The sequence below is a fragment of the Nonomuraea endophytica genome (assembly GCF_014203235.1).
GTDB lineage: Bacteria > Actinomycetota > Actinomycetes > Streptosporangiales > Streptosporangiaceae > Nonomuraea > Nonomuraea endophytica.
The window spans coordinates 60,102-78,332 of sequence record NZ_JACHIN010000016.1 but is presented as its reverse complement, the minus strand read 5'-3'; the positions used below and the strand labels follow the sequence as shown (position 1 = coordinate 78,332).

General features: G+C 71.1%; 18 protein-coding genes. 9 read left to right on the top strand and 9 right to left on the bottom strand.

Annotated features, from left to right (window positions below):
- Positions 1-10: 10 nt before the first annotated feature.
- The 6 genes from HNR40_RS43020 to HNR40_RS42995 all read left to right on the top strand — a co-directional run bounded on the left by HNR40_RS43020 (position 11) and on the right by HNR40_RS42995 (position 5,541).
- Positions 11-1,183 (top strand): glycine C-acetyltransferase, encoded by a 1,173-nt coding sequence (locus HNR40_RS43020; RefSeq protein WP_184972109.1) that lies wholly within the window; start codon positions 11-13, stop codon positions 1,181-1,183.
- A 17-nt stretch (positions 1,184-1,200) separates the two neighbouring features.
- Positions 1,201-2,106: a LysR family transcriptional regulator gene (locus HNR40_RS43015; protein ID WP_184972107.1), complete on the top strand. Its 906-nt coding sequence runs from the start codon at positions 1,201-1,203 to the stop codon at positions 2,104-2,106.
- A 63-nt stretch (positions 2,107-2,169) separates the two neighbouring features.
- Positions 2,170-2,721 carry an RNA polymerase sigma factor gene (locus HNR40_RS43010; RefSeq protein ID WP_184972105.1) on the top strand — a complete coding sequence of 184 codons (552 nt, stop codon included), beginning with the start codon at positions 2,170-2,172 and terminating at the stop codon, positions 2,719-2,721.
- A complete protein-coding gene (locus tag HNR40_RS43005) occupies positions 2,718-3,581 on the top strand; it encodes a hypothetical protein (RefSeq protein ID WP_184972104.1) in 864 nt (287 codons plus the stop codon). The genes HNR40_RS43010 and HNR40_RS43005 overlap by 4 nt, the downstream gene beginning before the upstream one ends.
- Positions 3,582-3,673: 92 nt before the next feature.
- Positions 3,674-4,264: a TetR/AcrR family transcriptional regulator gene (locus HNR40_RS43000; protein WP_184972101.1), complete on the top strand. Its 591-nt coding sequence runs from the start codon at positions 3,674-3,676 to the stop codon at positions 4,262-4,264.
- 68 nt (positions 4,265-4,332) lie between these two features.
- Positions 4,333-5,541, top strand: a complete 1,209-nt coding sequence (locus tag HNR40_RS42995; protein ID WP_184972099.1) for a cytochrome P450 — start codon at positions 4,333-4,335, stop codon at positions 5,539-5,541.
- A 432-nt stretch (positions 5,542-5,973) separates the two neighbouring features.
- Here the strand turns inward: HNR40_RS42995 and HNR40_RS42990 are convergent, their stop codons facing one another.
- The 7 genes from HNR40_RS42990 to HNR40_RS42960 all read right to left on the bottom strand — a co-directional run bounded on the left by HNR40_RS42990 (position 5,974) and on the right by HNR40_RS42960 (position 14,317).
- Positions 5,974-7,578, bottom strand: a complete 1,605-nt coding sequence (locus HNR40_RS42990) for a GTPase (protein ID WP_184972097.1) — start codon at positions 7,576-7,578, stop codon at positions 5,974-5,976.
- A complete protein-coding gene (locus HNR40_RS42985; RefSeq protein ID WP_184972095.1) occupies positions 7,575-9,293 on the bottom strand; it encodes an ABC transporter in 1,719 nt (572 codons plus the stop codon). The genes HNR40_RS42990 and HNR40_RS42985 overlap by 4 nt, the downstream gene beginning before the upstream one ends.
- 9 nt (positions 9,294-9,302) lie before the next feature.
- Positions 9,303-9,959, bottom strand: a complete 657-nt coding sequence (locus HNR40_RS42980) for a response regulator transcription factor (RefSeq protein WP_184972393.1) — start codon at positions 9,957-9,959, stop codon at positions 9,303-9,305.
- A 65-nt stretch (positions 9,960-10,024) separates the two neighbouring features.
- Positions 10,025-11,425 (bottom strand): sensor histidine kinase, encoded by a 1,401-nt coding sequence (locus HNR40_RS42975; protein ID WP_184972093.1) that lies wholly within the window; start codon positions 11,423-11,425, stop codon positions 10,025-10,027.
- Complete coding sequence (locus HNR40_RS42970; RefSeq protein WP_184972091.1) at positions 11,425-12,111, bottom strand: response regulator transcription factor; 687 nt, start codon at positions 12,109-12,111, stop codon at positions 11,425-11,427. The genes HNR40_RS42975 and HNR40_RS42970 overlap by 1 nt, the downstream gene beginning before the upstream one ends.
- Positions 12,112-12,128: 17 nt before the next feature.
- Positions 12,129-13,319 carry an L-2-hydroxyglutarate dehydrogenase gene (gene lhgD, locus HNR40_RS42965; protein ID WP_184972089.1) on the bottom strand — a complete coding sequence of 397 codons (1,191 nt, stop codon included), beginning with the start codon at positions 13,317-13,319 and terminating at the stop codon, positions 12,129-12,131.
- Complete coding sequence (locus tag HNR40_RS42960) at positions 13,316-14,317, bottom strand: NAD-dependent epimerase/dehydratase family protein (protein ID WP_184972087.1); 1,002 nt, start codon at positions 14,315-14,317, stop codon at positions 13,316-13,318. The genes lhgD and HNR40_RS42960 overlap by 4 nt, the downstream gene beginning before the upstream one ends.
- A gap of 83 nt (positions 14,318-14,400) precedes the next feature.
- On the opposite strand from HNR40_RS42960, the gene HNR40_RS42955 reads away from it, so the two are divergent.
- On the top strand, positions 14,401-14,775 hold the full coding sequence (locus HNR40_RS42955) for a hypothetical protein (protein WP_184972085.1): 375 nt from the start codon (positions 14,401-14,403) through the stop codon (positions 14,773-14,775).
- A 7-nt stretch (positions 14,776-14,782) separates the two neighbouring features.
- Here HNR40_RS42955 and pip read toward each other — a convergent pair whose 3' ends face one another.
- Both pip and HNR40_RS42945 read right to left on the bottom strand, forming a co-directional pair.
- Positions 14,783-15,736 carry a prolyl aminopeptidase gene (gene pip, locus HNR40_RS42950; protein WP_184972083.1) on the bottom strand — a complete coding sequence of 318 codons (954 nt, stop codon included), beginning with the start codon at positions 15,734-15,736 and terminating at the stop codon, positions 14,783-14,785.
- 30 nt (positions 15,737-15,766) lie between these two features.
- On the bottom strand, positions 15,767-16,195 hold the full coding sequence (locus HNR40_RS42945) for a MarR family winged helix-turn-helix transcriptional regulator (RefSeq protein WP_184972081.1): 429 nt from the start codon (positions 16,193-16,195) through the stop codon (positions 15,767-15,769).
- Positions 16,196-16,286: 91 nt separating this feature from the next.
- Here HNR40_RS42945 and HNR40_RS42940 point away from each other — a divergent pair, with 91 nt between their 5' ends.
- Both HNR40_RS42940 and HNR40_RS42935 read left to right on the top strand, forming a co-directional pair.
- Positions 16,287-17,351, top strand: a complete 1,065-nt coding sequence (locus tag HNR40_RS42940; RefSeq protein WP_184972079.1) for an NAD(P)/FAD-dependent oxidoreductase — start codon at positions 16,287-16,289, stop codon at positions 17,349-17,351.
- Positions 17,348-18,229: an LLM class flavin-dependent oxidoreductase gene (locus tag HNR40_RS42935; RefSeq protein ID WP_184972077.1), complete on the top strand. Its 882-nt coding sequence runs from the start codon at positions 17,348-17,350 to the stop codon at positions 18,227-18,229. The genes HNR40_RS42940 and HNR40_RS42935 overlap by 4 nt, the downstream gene beginning before the upstream one ends.
- Positions 18,230-18,231 lie beyond the last annotated feature (2 nt).

Sequence of the window (18,231 nt, the reverse complement as noted above, 5' to 3'; positions counted from 1 at the left end):
TGGAGGTTTGATGTTTTCCACCGTCCGCGAGCAGCTGCGTGAGACGCTCGACGAGATCACCGAGGCCGGGCTGCACAAGCCCGAGCGGGTGATCAGCACCCCGCAGAACTCCCACGTACGCGTGGGTGACGCCGAGGTCCTGAACTTCTGCGCCAACAACTACCTCGGCCTGGCCGACAATCCCGAGGTCGTCGCGGCGGCGCGGGATGCGCTGGAGCGGTGGGGGTTCGGGATGGCGTCGGTGCGCTTCATCTGCGGGACGCAGGAGGTGCACAAGGAGCTGGAAGCCCGCCTGTCGGACTTCCTGGGCATGGAGGGCACGGTCCTCTACAGCTCGTGTTTCGACGCCAACGGCGGTGTTTTCGAAACGCTGCTCGACGCGCAGGACGCGGTGATCTCCGACGCGCTCAACCACGCGAGCATCATCGACGGCATCCGGCTGTCGAAGGCGAAGCGCTTCCGCTACGCCAACCGGGACATGGGCGAGCTGGAGTCGCGGCTCAAGGAGGCCTCGGACGCGCGGCGGCGGCTGATCGTCACCGACGGCGTGTTCTCCATGGACGGATATCTCGCGCCGTTGCAGGAGATCTGCGATCTGGCCGACCGGTATGACGCGATGGTCATGGTCGACGACTCGCACGCCGTCGGCTTCGTCGGCCCCACCGGCCGTGGCACGCCGGAGCTGCACGGCGTCACCGACCGGATCGACATCATCACCGGCACGCTGGGCAAGGCGCTCGGCGGCGCCAGCGGCGGCTACGTCGCGGCCCGCAAGGAGATCTGCGAGCTGTTGCGGCAGCGGTCGCGGCCCTACCTGTTCTCCAACTCGCTCGCGCCGGTCATCGCCGCCGCGTCCCTGCGCATCCTCGACCTGCTGGAGACCTCCAACGACGCCCGCGACCAGCTACGCGCCAACACCGCGCGTTTCCGTACGCGGATGACCGAGGCCGGGTTCGACATCCTGCCCGGCGACCACCCGATCGCGCCCGTCATGATCGGCGACGCGGCCGAGGCCGGAGCCATGGCGGAGCGGCTGCTGGAGCTGGGCATCTACGTGATCGGCTTCTCCTACCCGGTGGTGCCGCACGGGCAGGCGCGCATCCGCGTCCAGCTCTCGGCCGCCCATTCCACCGAGGACGTCGACCGCGCCGTCGACGCGTTCATCACGGCACGCAACGGATAGACCCTATGCTCGGCCGCGTGATAGAGACGCGGCGCCTGCGCACGCTCCGCGCGGTGGCCGACCACGGTACGGTCACCGCCGCGGCGGCTGCGCTCCACCTCACGCCGTCGGCGGTGTCCCAGCAGCTCGGCGCGCTGGAGCACGAGGTCGGGCACCGGCTGTTCATCCGCGACGGGCGCGGCGTGCGGCTCACCGCGGTCGGCCGCATCATGCTGGCCCACGCCAACGAGGTCCTGGCCCAGCTCGAACGCGCGGAAGCCGAGGTCGCCGCCTACACGACCGGGGCGGCCGGTGAGGTCAGCGTGGCCTCGTTCGCCACCGCGATCGCCGCCCTCCTGGCCCCCGCCGTACGCACGCTGCGCGAGACCTCCCCCGGCCTGGACGTGCGCGTGCGCGACGCGGAGGGCGACCACAGCCTCACCATGCTCCTGGACGGCGAAGCCGACCTGGCCATCGCGGTCGAGTACCGGGGCGCACCGGCCGATCAGCGGCTGACCCGCGTCCCCCTGTACGCCGAGCCGTTCGACCTGGTCCTGCCCACGAGCCACCCCCTGGGACAGGCCGGCAGGGTGGCGCTGGCCGAGCTGGCGGCCGAGAGCTGGATCGGCCCTTACCCGGGCAACCCGGTGCACGACGTCATCGCCGTGGCCTGCGAGCAGGCCGGGTTCACCGCGGACTTCGCCCACTCCTCCGACGACTTCCGCGCGGTGGTGGCGCTGGTGGGGGCGGGTTCCGGGGTGGCGCTGGTGCCCCGGCTGGCGCTGCGGGACCTGGATCTCACCGGCGTGGTGGTGCGGGAGGCGCCGGGCCCGGAGCGCCGCGTGTTCGCCGCGGTCCGCAGGGGCGCCGAGCACCATCCGCTGCTGCGTCCCCTGCTGATCACGCTGGACGCCACGGCCACGGATCTCTTCCCGCACACCTGAAACAAGCCCACCAAGGCGGACATCTACCGATACGTAAGCTCCCCTATCGGAAGGACCCGCTCTGTGGGACCACCCGAGCCTCGCCGCCGCTTCGAGGCGCTCTATCTCACGCATTACCCCGCCGTGGCCGCCTATGTGACCCGGCGCACCACGTCTCCCGACGATGCCGCCGACGTGATCTCCGAGACGTTCACGACGGCCTGGCGCCGCATCGACGACATCCCCTCCGGCGACGAGGCCCGATGGTGGCTGTACGGCACCGCCCGCCGCATCCTCGCCAACCACCACCGCGCCGAGTCCCGCCGCGAAGCCCTCGGCCTGCGCCTGCGCGCCGAGCTGGCGATCTGGGCCGAATCCCGCCCCGACCAGGCGCCCGACGTGGCCCGCGAGGCGTTCACCCAGTTGTCGGAGCCGGACAGGGAACTGCTCTCGCTGGTCGGCTGGGAGGGCCTGGGCATCGCCGAGATCGCCAAGGTCGTCGGCGCCTCGCGCGGAGCCGTACGTCTGCGTCTGCATCGCGCCCGCAAGCGCCTGGCCGCCGCACTCGCGCAGGCCGACCTCGACCTCACCCGGTACGGCCCGCGCGCCGTAGCACTCGCGAAGGAGAGCCAGTGAGCACCGACATCGACCAGATCGTCACCCGGCTCGCCCCACCGGCCGGACCGGGCCTGAGCGAGGGCGCGCACGACCTGATGAACGAGATCATGACCCTGTCCGCCGCCCCGGAGCAGTCCCGTGTGAGCAGGGTCCGTGCGGCGCTGGGCAGGAAGCGGATCACGCTGCCCGGGATCGCCACGGTGGCGGCCGCCGCGCTGGCCGCGGCCTGGTTCCTGGGCCCGGCGGCCCAGCCCGCAGCCGCCCTCGACATCCGGCGCGAAGGCGACCACTACGTGATCGAGGTCAAGGACCTCTACGCCGATCCCGGCAAGTACCAGGAGCAGTTGCGCGCGGCCGGGCTGAACATCTCGCTCCGGGTCATCCCGTCCTCCCCGGGCAGCGTCGGCCAGATCTTCCCCACCACGGAGGACGGCCCCGAGCCGAGGTACCTGACCGAGTTCGAGCAGATCCAGGGCACCGGCACGTGCCGCAAGGTCGACGGCTGCCCGATCGGCATCAAGATCCCGGCGAGCTTCCGCGGCACGGCCGACATCACCCTGGGCCGCGAGGCGCGTCCCGGTGAGGAGGTCCAGAGCGGCGGCCCCTTCGACGCGCCGGACGAGCCGATGAACTGCGTGCCGTACCTCAACAAGAGCGTGGCCGAGGTACGCGGCCTGCTCGCCCAGCGCGGCTGGGCCATCAACGAGTACGTGATCGAGACCGGGCAGGAGGAGCCGGAGGTGCGTGCTTCGGTGCCTGACGGCTGGTACGTCACCGGCGGCTACGTCAGCCACGGCGGCAAGGTGGGCCTCTTCACGGACTCCGAGCCGATGCCACAGGAAGAGGCGGACGCCAGGTTGGCACGACAGAACTGCTGACCGCCTTCACCGCAAACCCTTGACCAACCCGACAAGTCATGAAATATAGGTAAGGAGATATATATCGGAGCCCCGATATACCGGAGGTGTCAGTGGCGACCCAGGATCAGCGACGGGCCGAAACCCGTACCCGGCTGATCGACGCCGCCGCCGACCTCTTCGCCAGAAAGGGGTTCCACGCCGTCTCCGCCGAAGCGGTGGCCGAGGCCGCCGACCGCACCACAGGCGCCCTCTACAACCACTTCGGCGGCAAGGAAGGCCTCCTGCTCGCCCTGCTGGAGGTCTGGAAGGACCAGACCGCGGCCGACCTGCTCGCCGGGTTCGAGGAGATCACCGAACTCGACGACCGGCTGGCCGCCCTCTTCGACGTCCTCACCCGTGACGAACCGGATCGCGGTGCGGCATGGCTCCTGCTCGAACTGGAGCTGTGGCTGCACGGCGCGCGCGATCCCCACATCGGCGAACCGCTGGCCAGGCGCTACGCCGACATCCGTGCCCGACTAGCCGAGGGGTTGTCCGACTGGGCGGCGGCCGCGGGCGTACCGCTCAGGCGATCCCCCGAGCAGACCGCCGTGGCCGTGCTCGGGTTACTCATCGGTTGCGCGGTACAGCACCGCCTCGACCCGCCCGCCGTGGAGCGGGCGGCCGTGGTGCTCGCCCTGCGCGACCTGCTCGGCTTCTGACCCCCTCATCCGGTACGGCTCCGCCGTACCGGAAACCAGGCCCCGAACCCCGCGCCAAAGGGAGCCCGATGCGCATCGACCTGCTCGAGAACACCTGGGAACGGCACGTCCCCCACGACCAGTTCGCCTACCTGCGCCGCAACGCGCCCGTCTACTGGCACGACGTCCCCGACGACACCGGCTTCTGGGCCGTCACCCGCTACGACGACGTGAAGGCCATCAGCCGCGACGCCAAGACGTGGTCCACCGAACTGGGCACCACGTTCATCAGGACGCAGTCGCCCGAGTTCATCGAGATCGCCAAGCTGACCCTGCTCAACATGGACCCGCCGAAGCAGACCCGCTACCGGCGGCTGGTCAGCGCCGGGTTCACGCCGAAGATGATCGGCAAGCTGGCCGCGACCGTACAGGCCAGGGCCGAGCGGATCGCCGACGACGTGCTCGAACGCGGCGGCGAAGTCGAGTTCGTGACAGACGTCGCCGAGTACCTGCCGCTGCAGATGATCTGCGACCTCATCGGCGTCCCCGAGAGCGACCACCACCTGATCTTCGACTGGTCGAACCGCATGGTCGGCTTCCAGGACCCCGACTTCCGCACCAGCCCGGAGGACGGCGAGATCGCGGCAGCCGAGATCTTCGCCTACTGCGACGCCCTCGTGGACGAGCGCCGCACCCGGCCGCGCGAGGACATCCTGACCGCGCTGGTCCAGGCCGAGGTGGACGGCGACCGGCTGACCAGGGAGGAGATCGACTCCTTCTTCGTCATCCTCTGCGTCGCCGGAAACGAGACCACCCGCAACCTCATCTCCCACGCCATGAAGGCCCTCATCGACCACCCCGCCGCCTACCGCGAACTCTCCGCCGGGCTGGGCGACGACGCGTTGTGGCGCAGCGCGACCGAGGAGTTCCTGCGCTGGGGCTCGTCCATCCACAACTTCCGCCGCACCGCCACCACCGACACCTCGATCTCCGGCCAGCCGATCCGCGAAGGCGAAAAGGTCGTCACCTTCTACGCCTCCGCCAACCACGACGAGGCCGTCTTCCCCGACGCCCACCTCCTCGACCTGCGCCGCACCCCGAACGACCACGTGACGTTCGGCGGCGGCGGCCCCCACTTCTGCCTCGGCGCCAACCTGGCCAGACTGCAGATCACCTGCATGATCCGCGAACTCGTCCGCCGCTTCCCCTCCGCCACCCACACCGCTCCGGTACGGCGCATGCGCTCGGACTTCATCAACGGCATCAAACACATGCCCATCGCCTTCACCCCGCACTAACCCCGCGACAGACCGCCGCGCCCCACCCCGTCGGGCGACCCAGCCAGCGCCCCGCCACAGCCCGTCGCGCGGCCCGGGCGACGCCCCCCTCACAGCCGGTCGTGATCCGGCCCCGGTCCCGGAAGGGGCCAAGCCCAGCGCTCGCAGAGCCCCCGCACACCCACCGCCGGGCGAGCTCGGGTCTCGGGGCAGCGGGCCGAGGCGAGCCGCCTGACACGACGCCGTGCCACACCCCGCGGCGCGACCCGGGCAGGATCACGGCCCCCGGCCCGGGCACGTGGTCCGGGTAGGTGTGGTGCCGTGTGTCGAGTGGGTGGGGTGTCGTGGTCCGTCCGGGTGGGGTGTCGTGGTCCGGGTGAGGTGTTGGGTGGCGGGTGGGGTGTTGGGGTGGGTGGGGTGTTGGGGTGGGTGGGGTGTTGGGGTGGGTGGGGGTTATTGGCGGGCTTGGGTTAGGGCGGTGGTGAAGGCGGTGTAGCGGTCGAGTTCGGCGGTTACCGGGTCGAGGACGTCGGTCCTGGCCACTTCGCCCACGGCGGCGCGCAGGGCCTTGGCGGTTCCGCGGGCTCGCCGCCGACCGCCGATCCACGCCGCCACCCGGGACAACAACGCCACCAGCACCCCGGCCAACGCACCCAACACCAGAAGCACCGTAGGCCACGGCACCTCCAGCAAAGTGGGCGTAGGCAGCTCAGGCAGCCGCAGGTAGTCGAGCCCGAAGAGAACGCCCAGCCACAGCGCCCCGGCCGCCATGGCCGCGAACACCACCCACTGCACCAAGCCAACCGCCCGCCACCACCGAGGCCGCCGGGCGGCACTCAGCGACGTGGTGGAGACCGCCTTGTCCAGAGCGTCGGCCAGTTCCCCCGCCCGCGACCGCGCCGCCCGCCGCACCGAAGCGGCCCAAACCCCGGGCAACCCCTCGGCCGCGGCCTCGCCGACGTCCCTGATCGCCGTCTCCACCTGCGCCTTCTGCACGCCAGAAGCCTCAGGCAACGAAGTCTTCCCCACGATCTCCCCGGCAGCGGCGGAAGACCCCCCGATCCGCAACCGCCGCAACGGATCCGGCCGGAACCGCCGGACCCACCGGGTAACCGGCCACCCGGTCGCCACCACGGCCCGATGCCGATGCGCCTTCCCCACGGCGTCGACCACCAGCGGCACTCCGGCCGCCGTACTCAGCGCGCCGGTGAGCGCCTTGGACAAACCACTAGAAACCCCCACGACACCGCCACCGGACCCGCCGGCCGCGGCCAGCGCGTCGGCGGCGGTGGCGACGTCGGCCGACAGGCGACCGGCCCAGGAAAGACGGGCAGCCACCTTCTCCCCAAGTAGCGAACGAAGCTCGGGCAGCCCGGCACCGGTACGGGCGGACACGCCCAGCACCGGCACCCCGTCCAGACCATCATCGGCGAGCAGCCGCCGCAGGTCGGCCAGGCAGCGCGAGACGGCTGCGGCAGGCAGGCGGTCGATCTGGTTCAGGACCACGACCATCACCTCCCGGTGCCTGGCCAGCGGCCTGAGATAGCGCTCATGCACAGCCGCGTCCGCGTACTTCTGCGGATCCAGCACCCACACCAGCAGGTCGACCACCTCGACCAGCCGGTCCACCTCCAGCCGGTGACCGAGCTCGATGGAGTCGTGGTCGGGCAGATCGAGCAGGACGAGCCCGGCGAGGCCGGTGTCGGCGGCGACGGCGTGGCGGCGCGGGATCTCCAGCCAGTCGAGCAGCGGCCCGGCCCCGTCGCCGTCCCACAACGCGGCCTGGGCGGTGGAGGTGGTGGGGCGGGTGACGCCGACGGTGGCGAGTTCGGCGCCGGTCAGCTCGTTGAACAGCGACGACTTGCCGCTTCCGGTGGCTCCGGCGAGGGCGGCGACGGTGTGGTCGACGGACAGGCTCCGCCGTACACCGGCCCGGTCCGCGACCTCCCGGGCGGCGGCGACGACGTCGGCGGGCAGTCGTCCCCCGGCCAGGTCGGCCGCCTCCAGCAGGGCGTTGAGCCGATCGTCCAGGGACGGTCCGCGGCGCAGCAGTTTCACTCCTCCTCACCTCCGGCGGCGGGCAGGTCGTGGCGGTGGGCGGTGATGTCGGCGGCGGCGGTTCTGAGGGCGGCGGGCGTGTCGGGAGGGGGTTCGGCGTCGGCCAGGAGGTCGGTGAAGCGCGCGGACTCGGCGTCGAGCAGGGCCTGAACGCGCTCGCGGAGGTCTTCCCTGGCCTTGGTGGTCAGGGTACGGACCGCCTGGTCACCGAAGATGGCCTCCAGCAGTTTCTGCGACAGGACGCTCGTCCCTCCGGCGATCCCCACCTCGATCCCGGTCAGCCCTCCGGTGGAGGCGAACACCGCCAGCATCAGCAGCACCCCAGCCCCGTTGACGCCGAAGGAGGCGACCCGCGCGGTGGTCCGCTTGGCCGCGCCTTCCTGCCGCACCAGGTCGAGGACGTAGTCCTGCCAGCCGCGCACCGCCTTCTCCGCGGCGGCGCCCAGCGCGGACGAGGCCCGTCCCAGCCGGGCGGCCTCGACCGCGCCGACCCGGTCGAGCAGGCCGGGGCCGCCGGGCGCCGCCGACCAGCCTTCGAGCGCCCGTTCCGCCGACCCGTCGGCGGCGCCCCTGATCAGCGCCTCGACGCCGCTCTCCAGCGCGTCGCGGAGCTGGATCGTGTGGGCCTTGCCGGTGAAGAAGCCGACGATCCGGTCGCGCAGCCGGCCCACCCGGCTCTCCAGGGAGCGCATCAGGTCGCCGGTGCCGATGAAGTCCTGCCAGCGGGCCATCACCTCGCCGCGCAGCAGCGACCCGTCCCGCATGCCGGCGTCGAAGTCGGCCATGCCGCCCGCGTAGGCGGCGGCGACGATGGAACGCAGGGCGGTGAAGCCCTCCTGCTGGCGTTCGACGGCGTCGGCGAGGGCCGGCACGCGGGCGGCCAGGCTGTCGAGCGCGCCGGAGAGCGTCTGGCGCACGATGCGGGAGCGCTCGGCGGCGTCGGCGGCCAGTTCGGTGAGCCAGAAGACGATCGGGCGCACCGCCTCCTGCGGCAGCCGGGCCTTCTCGTCGGGCAGGACGGCCTCCGGCACGGTGAAGAGCTTGGCGCCGGCCAGCCCGTTGACGTCGAGCAGGCGGGTCAGGTCGGCGGAGACCGCGGCCATGGCCTCGGGCGGGACCCGGTCGAGGACGACGGCGAGAGCAGTACTCCGGTCGCGGGCCGAGCGCAGGAAGCTCCAGGGCACCTCGTCGGCGTAGCGGGCGGCGGTCGTGACGAAGAGCCAGAGGTCGGCGGCGGCGAGGAGCTGGGCGGCGAGCTGCCGGTTGGCGGTGACCACGGAGTCGATGTCGGGCGCGTCGAGCAGCGCGAGGCCGGGGACCAGCGTGTCCACCGTCACCACGCGCAGCGCGCCGGGGCTGTCGCCGGTGGCGCGGGAGAGTCCGGGCAGCACGTTCTGGCCCATGAACCAGGCGTGGTCGGCGGGGCTGACCGCGAGCGTGGGCACGAGCGTGGTGGGCCGCAGCACGCCGGGCTCGGCGACGTCGGCGCCGGCCAGGGAGTTGACCAGCGTGGACTTGCCCGCGCCCGTGGAGCCGCCGACGACGGTCAGCAGCGGCGCGTCGATCGAACGCAGCCGCGGCAGCAGATAGTCGTCGAGCTGGCCGGTCAGCTCCTTGAGCGCGAGCCGGTCGGCCGCCGCCTGCCCGATCGCGAGCGGGAAGAGCTCGCGGTCGAGGCGGCGGCGCAGTGACTCTAACGCGCTCACCAGTTCCATGAGGACACGCTAACCGGCCGACGGCTCCCTCAGCACGTAACCGACGCTGCGCAGCGTGTGGATGAGTCGCGGCTCGGTGTCATCCATCTTCCGCCGCAAGTAGGACACATAGGACTCGACGACGCCGGTGTCGCCGCCGAAGTCGTAGCTCCACACGTGGTCGAGGATCTGCGCCTTGGACACGACCCGCCCGGCGTTGGACATGAAGTAGTGCAGCAGCTTGAACTCCGTCGGCGACAGGTGCACGCTCTGCCCGCCCCGCCACACCTCGCGGGTCTCCTCGTCGAGTTCGAGGTCGCCGACCTGCAGCCGCTTGGGCGGCGTGATCTCTCCCCTGGTACGGCGCAGCACCGCCCGGATCCTGGCCTGGACCTCTTCCAGCGAGAACGGCTTGGTCACGTAGTCGTCGCCCACGGCCAGCCCGGTGATCTTGTCGTCGGTGGCGTCCCTGGCGGTCAGGAACAGCACGGGCGCCTCGATCCGCCGCGCCACCTCGAACCCGTCGAGGTCGGGCAGCATCACGTCCAGCACGACGAGGTCGGGTGAGGAGCGCTCGGCGATCTCGACGGCTTCCCTGCCGTCGGCGGCGGTCAGCACCTCGAACCCGGCGTAGCGCAGGCTCTCGGAGAGCAGATCCCTGATGCTGGGCTCGTCGTCCACCACCATGATCAGGGCCTCTGGGGTACTCACAGCCACAGGGTGCCCGAGCGACCTTAGGGAAAGCTGAAGGGTCACTCCAAGTCGAGTGGGAGTTCCACCCTGAAGACCGATCCGGCGCCGGGCGTGCTGCTCACCAGCACGGTGCCGCCGTGCGCGTGCACGAGCGCGCGGACGATGGCCAGGCCGAGCCCGCTGCCCCGGTCCTCGCCGGAGCGGCGGGAGCGGGCGGAGTCGGCCCGGTAGAAACGTTCGAAGACCCGCTCGACCTGCTCGGGCGTGAGACCGGGGCCCTGGTCGGCCACCTCGACGAACGCCGTGCTCCGGCCGGCTCCCACTCTGACGACGATCGGGGTGCCGGGTTCGGTGTGGTGCAGGGCGTTGGACATGAGGTTGGCGACGACCTGGCGCAGCCGTACCTCGTCGCCGGAGACGATCAGCGCGGCGTCGCCGACGACGTCGAGCTTGACGTTGCGGTCGGGCGCCAGGATGCGGGCGTCGTGGGCGGCGTCGGCGGCCAGCGCGAGCATGTCCACGGGCCGCATCTGCAGCGGCCGCTGCTGGTCGACGCGGGCCAGCAGCAGGAGGTCGTCGACGAGCAGGCTCATGCGGCCCGCCGCCTTCTCCACGCGCCGCATCATCTCGGCCGGGTCGGCGCCGGGGTTCTGCCTGGAGTACTCGGCGTAGCCGAGGATGGAGGTCAGCGGGGTACGCAGTTCGTGGGAGGCGTCGCCGACGAACTGCCGCATGCGGTCCTCCGAGCGCCGGGCGGCGGCCTCGGAGGCGGAGCGGGCGGTGAAGGCGGACTCGATCTGGGTCAGCATGCCGTTGATCGCGGTGGCGAGCCTGCCCACCTCGGTGCGCGGGTCGCCGTCGGGCACCCGGCGGCTCAGCTCGCCTGCCGCGATGGCGCCGGCCGTACGCTCGATGACGATGAGCGGGCGCAGGCTGCGGCGCACGAGCGCGACGCCGACGACGGCGAGGATCAGCAGGATGCCGCCGCCGCCGAGCGACTCGATCAGCACCAGTCGGCGGGTGATGTCGCGGACCTCGGCCAGGTCGACGGCGACGGTCGCCTCGCCGTAGGGGCTTCTGGTGCGCAGCACCCGCCACTCGCCGTCGCCACTGATCGCCCGCACGGTGACCGCAGCGCCCATGACCTCGGTCGGCGCCGGCTTGGACTTGAGGTCGACTTCCCTGACATTGGTGTACGGCGGCGCCAGCCGCCCGTCCGGCCGCCGGACCATGACGATCGTGTCGGACTCGATGAGCAGGCCCTTGCGCGCCTTGTCCAGTTGGTCGTGCCGGAGCTTGTTCTGGACCCGCTGGCTGAGCAGGATGATCTGCCCGTCGACCCGGTCGATGAGGTAGCGGTGCAGAATCGAGACGCTGATCACGCCGATGAACGTCAGCCCGAGCCCGAGCAGCGCGAGCATCGCGGCGATCAGCTTTATCCTCAGGGGCAGCCCGCGCATCAGGGCCCCGGTGGCAGGCGCAGGACGTATCCGACTCCGCGCAGGGTGTGGATGAGCCTCGGGTTGCCCTTGTCGATCTTGCGCCGGAGCACCGACACGTACGACTCCACGATGCCGACCTCGCCCCTGAAGTCGTAGTCCCAGACGTGGTCGAGTATCTGCGGCTTGGACAGCACCCGTCCGGCGTTGGTCATGAAGTAGTGCAGCAGCTTGAACTCGGTCGGCGACAGCGGCACCAGCCGCCCGCCGCGCCAGACCTCGTGGCTCTCCTCGTCGAGTTCGATGTCGGCGAAGGTGAGCCGGGGCGGCGGCGACTGCGCGCTGGTACGGCGGAGCACCGCGTGGATGCGCGCGATCACCTCTTCGAGGCTGAACGGCTTGGTCACGTAGTCGTCGCCGCCGAGGGTCAGCCCGCGGATCTTGTCCTCGGTGCCGTCACGCGCCGTCAGGAAGACGACCGGAGTGGCGGCGCCGCCGCTCCGCAGCCGTCTCACCACGTCGAACCCATCCATGTCGGGCAGCATGACGTCGAGCACGATGAGGTCGGGCCGGTGCCGTTGCACGGCGGCGACCGCCTCGTGCCCGCCTTTGGCGGTGAAGACGTCGAAGCCGGCGAACTTCAGGCTCGCGGCGAGGAGGTCGAGGATGTTGGGGTCGTCCTCGACGATCAGCAGGCGTGATTCCATCACTCCTAAGGATGCACTCAGCTGATGGGTGCTGGAACAACTCCCGCGATATGCCGCGCAATGGCCAGACTCGACGTGGCCGCAGGAGACGGGGCGTTACGCACCAGAACCACCCTTCCATGGACATCGACCACGAAGTCATCGACCAGCGCGCCATCCCTGGCGACGGCCTGGGCGCGGACGCCGCCGTGCGTACGCTCCAGGTCGGCGGCGGTCAGCGCGGGGACGTACCGGCGGGCGGCGTCCAGGAACGCCTGCTTGACCAGCGAGCCGTAGACCTCCTTGACGCCGGTGCGCCAGTGTTTCCTGGCCATGCGCAGGGTGCCGGGCCAGGTGAGGATGCGCCGGGCGTCACGCACGTCGCGCCACGTGTAGCCCTCGTAGGCCAGGGCCAGCACGGCGTTCGGGCCGACGAGGACCTCGCCGTCGATGTGCCGGGTCAGGTGGACGCCGAGGAACGGGTACCTGGGGTCGGGAACCGGGTATATCAGGCCTCTGACCAGGTCCTTGGCCGATCCGGCCAGCGTGTAGTACTCGCCGCGGAAGGGGACGATGCGCACGTCGCCCCTCTGCCCGGCCATGGCGGCCACCGCGTCGGTGCCGAGCCCGGCGCACACCACCAGGCGGTCGAAGGCGAAGACCCGCCTGGCGGCCAGGACCTCGACCTTTCCTGCCCGTTCCCTGATGGCTCTGACGGGGTGCGCGAGCCGTACCGAACCTCCTTGTTCTCCCACGTCCTGGGCGAGGCGGCGCGCGACCGCGGGGAAGTCGGCGATCGCGGTGTGCGGCGAGTGGATCGCGGCCACCCCGACCGCGTGCGGCTCGATCTCGCGCAGCGCGAGCGCGTCGAGCTCGGCGATGCCCGGCACGCCGTTCTCCCTGGCGCGTGCCGCCAGCGCGGCCAGTCCCGCCCGCTCGTGCCGGCCCGCCGCCACGACAAGCTTCCCGACCTCCTCGTACGGCAGGCCGTGCTCGACGCAGTAGGCCCGGAGCATGGCCACGCCCTCGCGGCAGAGCCGGGCCTTGAGCGAACCCGGCGGGTAGTAGATGCCCGCGTGCACGACGCCGCTGTTGTGGCCGGTCTGATGGACGCCCACCTGGTGCTCCTTGTCGAGCACGGTGACCTCGGCCCCCCTGACCAGGGCGAGCTCTCGGGCCACCGCCAGGCCCAGGATGCCGGCGCCGACGACCCCAATCTTCTCCGTCACGGGGCCAGTCTGCCGATTCTTCGGACGTTCAGGTGGCCTTCGGCCGACAGCCAGCGCAATGTATCCGAAACGGTGTCTTCCACCGGGCGGAGGGTGACGCCGAGTTCCTTCAGCGTGGTGCGGTCGTCGGTCGGGACCAGCGTGAGCATGAAGTCGGCGGCGTCGCGGGTGAGCGGGTAGGAGATGTGCTTGACGCGTTTGACGACGTCGAGGGCGGAGCCGAAGCTACGCAGGAGGGCGGCCGGGATCGGGAGCCGCCGCGCTCTGCGGCCGGTGAGCTGCTCACACAGGTCGGCCAGCTGACGCCAGGTCCGGAAATTTCCGCCGATCATGTAGCGTCGCGGGCCTTGTCCGGGTGTGATGCAGCGGGCGAGTACGAGCGCCAGATCGCGTACGTCCAGGACGCTCACCCCGCCCGGCACCATCGGCCAGCCCATGGCCACGCCGGCGCGGAACCCCTCGTTGAGCGCGTCGACCGTCGGCTGATGCGGGCCCACGACACCACCCGGGTAGACGATCGTGACGCCGTCGAGGCCGCGGGCGTAGAGCTCGCCGGTCACCTTGGAACGGCCGTAGCCGTTGCGCGGGCCCGCCAGCGGGGTGTCCGCGGTGATGACGGGACCGGCGGGCGGGACGAAGACGGCGACCGTGGAGACGTGCACGACCGGGTCCAGGCCCAGCTCCACGGCCTGGCCCAGGACGTTCTTCAGGCCGATGACGTTGGCGCCTTCGAGGTCGGCGGCGTGGCCGGTGACGCCCATGTCGGCGGCCGCGTGCAGGACGGCCTCGCAGGCGGACAGGGCGGCGCGGACGGCTCCGGCGTCGCGGATGTCGCCGACGTGGACGGGGAGGCCGGGGGTGACGTTGAGACGGTGGAGGACACGAGCCGCCTTTTCCGGATTTCTCACGAAAATGTGGGGTTCGTGGCCTTCGTTGACAAGCGCGGCGACCGCGTACGAGCCGACGAACCCTGAGGCGCCGGTCACCAAGACACGCATGCATCGCAAGCTAGCGCTTACTTGGTTTCGCGTACAGGCCCTGCTTCCATGGACGGGCACTCGAACATGAGTACGATGGCGGTATGTATGTCCCGCCCGAGTGGCCGGCCGAGGTCCGACCGCCCAGCGTGCCCGACTGGGAGACCTCGGCCGTGGCCTGGTTGCTCGACGCCGTCCCGCCCGACTACCGGTCGTACGAGGTGCTGCGCCGCCACCCGATCGCGCTGGCCAGGATGGCGACCTACCACGTCAACTCGGCCATCGAGGCGGCCCGCGCCGGTTACCGTGGCGCCGCCGTCGACCTGAAGGGCCACCTGCCGCCGCACGTGGTGGAGGCCGTCCTCGACGTTTATCGCGAGGAGGGTCCCCGGCTGGTCCGCCTGTCCCGCGCGATCGACGCGGTCGAACGTGCCCTGCGCGGCGAAACCTTCACCGCCACCCTCCGCCGCCCCCGCTGAGCGCGGGTCAGGAAACGAAGGAGTTCAGGGCGGACACGACCTCCGTCTGCATGGTCGGGCTGCCGGTGTGGCCGGAGTCCTCCACCACGACCACCCGGGCATCCGTCCACACCTGGGCGAGCTGCCAGGCGTTCTCCAGCGGCGACCCCAGGTCGAAGCGCCCGTGGATCAGCACGCCCGGGATCCCGGCCAGCTTGGGCGCGTCCCTGAGCAGGGCGCCCTCCTCCAGCCAGGCGCCGTTGGAGAAGTAGTGGGCGCAGATCCGGGCGAAGGTCAGCAGCGCCTCGGACGGGCGGTTGGAGTAGGCGTTCGGCTTGCCGTTCGACTCCAGGGAGATGACCGAGTCCTCCCACGTCGTCCAGTCGATCGCGGCCTTGGCCCGCACGTCGGGGTCGGGGTCGGCCATGAGCCGTCCGTAGGCGGCCAGCAGTTCGGGCACGGTGCCGGTGGCGCCTTCCGGCGCGCCCGCGCGGAAGAGGGCCCGCTGCGCGGGGAAGAAGCGGCCGACGCCGTCGTACAGCCAGTCGACCTCGTAGCGGCGGGTCATGGTGACGCTCACGATGACGATCGCCGATACCCGCTCGGGATGTGCCTGCGCGTAGGCGAGGATCAGCGTGGATCCCCAGGAACCGCCATAGAGGAGCCACTTGTCCACGCCGAGGTGCTCGCGCAGCCGTTCCATGTCCGCGATGAGGTTCTGGGTGGTGTTGGCGGTCAGGTCCGTCGCGGGGTCGGCGGCGAGGGGACGGCTGCGCCCGCAGTTGCGCTGGTCGAACAGGATGACGTTGTAGCGCTCCGGGTCGAACCCGCGGCGCTGGCCCGTGGAGCATCCCGACCCGGGGCCGCCGTGCACGACCAGCGCGGGCTTGCCGTCGGGGTTTCCGCAGGCCTCCCAGTAGACGAGGTTGCCGTCGCCGGTGTCGAGATGTCCGTGGTCGTAGGGCTCGATCTCAGGAAACATCACCCCAAGATACAACAGCACTGTTATATATCAGGACTCGGTGATCTTCTCGACCACCTCGGTGAGGCTGAGCTGGACCTCGGCGGGAAGCTGGGCGACGAGGTCGTTGAGCCGCCTGGTGACCTCGCAGTGGGTGCTCGTCGCCACCTGGCGCCCCTCTTCGGTGAGCTCGACGTAGGTCACGCGCCGGTCCTCCGGATCGCGCCTGCGCATGATCAGGCCCCGCTTCTCCGTACGGTCGACCAGCCCGCTCAGGTTGGACTTCTCCAGGTGCATCACCTTGCCCAGGTCGCTCATCCGCACCCGGTCCCGGACGATCACGGCGCACACCAGCTCGGTCTGCTGCGCGGTGAGGTCGTGACCTCGCCCGATGTCGTTGAACATGTGCAGCACGTGGTGCGACAGACCCACCAGGGCCTTGGCCAGCTCCCTGGTCCCGGTCGTGTCGATCTCCGTCATCTCGCCTCCAGGCCCAGGCTAGCCCACTTGCCAACACCTCTATGGTTCATGATAAGAACTGTTCATAATCTGAACCATTCTGGAGGACGCCATGACAGCGACCGTTACCGTGATCGGCGGCGGGTACGCGGGCATCACCGTCGCGAAGGCCCTGGACGACGTGGCAGACGTCACCCTGGTCGAACCCCGCGACACCTTCGTCCACAACGTCGCGGCACTGCGCGCGGTGACCGACCCGGTGTGGGTCGAGCGGCTTTTCATCCCGTACGAGGGCCTGCTGACCCGGGGCCGGATCCGGCACGACCGGGCGGTCAGGATGTTCGGCTCGGCCGTGGAGCTCGGCTCGGGTGACCGGGTCACCTCCGACTTCGTGGTCCTGGCCACCGGCTCGCGCCACACCTACCCGGCCAAGCTCGACGTGGACGACAGCGTGGACGCCCGCGCCAAGCTCTGGGCCACGCACGAGGCGCTCTCCCGGGCCCCGCGCGTGCTGCTGCTCGGCGCCGGGCCCGTGGGGCTGGAGTTCGCCGGGGAGATCAAGGCCGCCTGGCCGGACAAGCACGTCACCGTCGTGGATCCGGCCCCGGAGCTGATGCCAGGAGGATTCCCCGCCGAGTTCCGCGCCGAAGTGCACGCCCAGCTGGCCGCGCTCGGCGTCGAACTGCTGCTCGGCACCGCACTGACCGCGCCGCCGCCAACCGCGCCCGGTCACACCGCCCCGTTCACCACGACCACGAGCGCGGGCGCCGAACTGAGCGCCGACATCTGGTTCGCCTGCTACGGCGCCGCCCCCAACATCGGCTACCTCGTCCCCGGCCGGCGGCTCGACGTCACCCCCGAGCTGCGCCTGCCCGGCAGCGACACGATCTTCGCGCTCGGCGACATCACCAGCGTGCCCGAGATGAAGATGGCCCGCGCCGCCCAGCGGCACGCCGAGGTGGCCGCCGCCAACATCCGCGCCCTGATCGACGGACAGACCAACCTCACCGCCTACGAACCCGCCCACGACGCCATCGTGCTCCCGCTCGGCCCGCACGGCGGCGTCTCCTACGCGCCCGAGGCGGGCGTGCTCGGCCCCGAGGCCACGGTGGGCATCAAGGGCGGACTCTTCCTGGACGCCTACCTCGACCTGCTCGGAGCGGAGGCGGCACGATGAAGACCCTGTTCGGTTTCGGCCTGGCCGACGACCAGCTGCTCAGCCAGGCCGTACAGGCTGATCGGGAGGACCTCGACCTGGTCACCGTCTCCGACCACCCGTACCTCCACGACCGCCTGGACGCCTACGCCGCCCTCGGCCTCGTCCTCGGCCGCACAGACAAGATCACCGCAGCCGTCAACGTCACCAACCTCCCGAGCCGCCCCGCCCCCATGCTGGCCAGGACCGTCACCAGCCTGTCCAAACTGTCCGGCGGGCGGGTCGCCCTGGGCATCGGCGCCGGTGGCCTCTGGCGGGAGATCACGAAACTGGGCGTCGAGCCGCTGTCCCCTGCGCAGGCCGTAAAGGCCCTGGAAGAAGCCATCACCCTGATACGCGCACTGTCGGGCGGCGGCGGCCCGGTCACCTTCGACGGCGAGTTCTACCAGGTGAACGACCTGATCCCGGCAACCGTCCCGGCCCCGCCCATCTGGACGGGCTCGGTGGGGCCCAAGTCGCTGGCCGTCACCGGCCGGGTGGCCGACGGGTGGATCCCCGGCCACGCCTCCGACTGGCGCAGCGACCTCGTGTCCACCTCCCGCCCGCTGATCGACGAGGCCGCCGAGAAGGCGGGACGCGACCCCCGCGACATCGCCACGATCTACAACCTGACCGGCCACATCACCACCGCCCCCCTCCCGGCCACCCGCGACGCGAGCGGCCGCTGGCGGGGCGGCTCGGTCGCCCAGTGGGTGGAGGAGCTCACAAGCGCCGTCCTGGAGTACGGCGCGGCAGGCTTCACCTACTTCCCCACCGCCGACGGAACCCCAGCGACCACGTCCCTGAGCCGCTGGGCCACCGAAATAGCCCCCGCCGTCCGAGAAGCCACCCGCACCTGAAC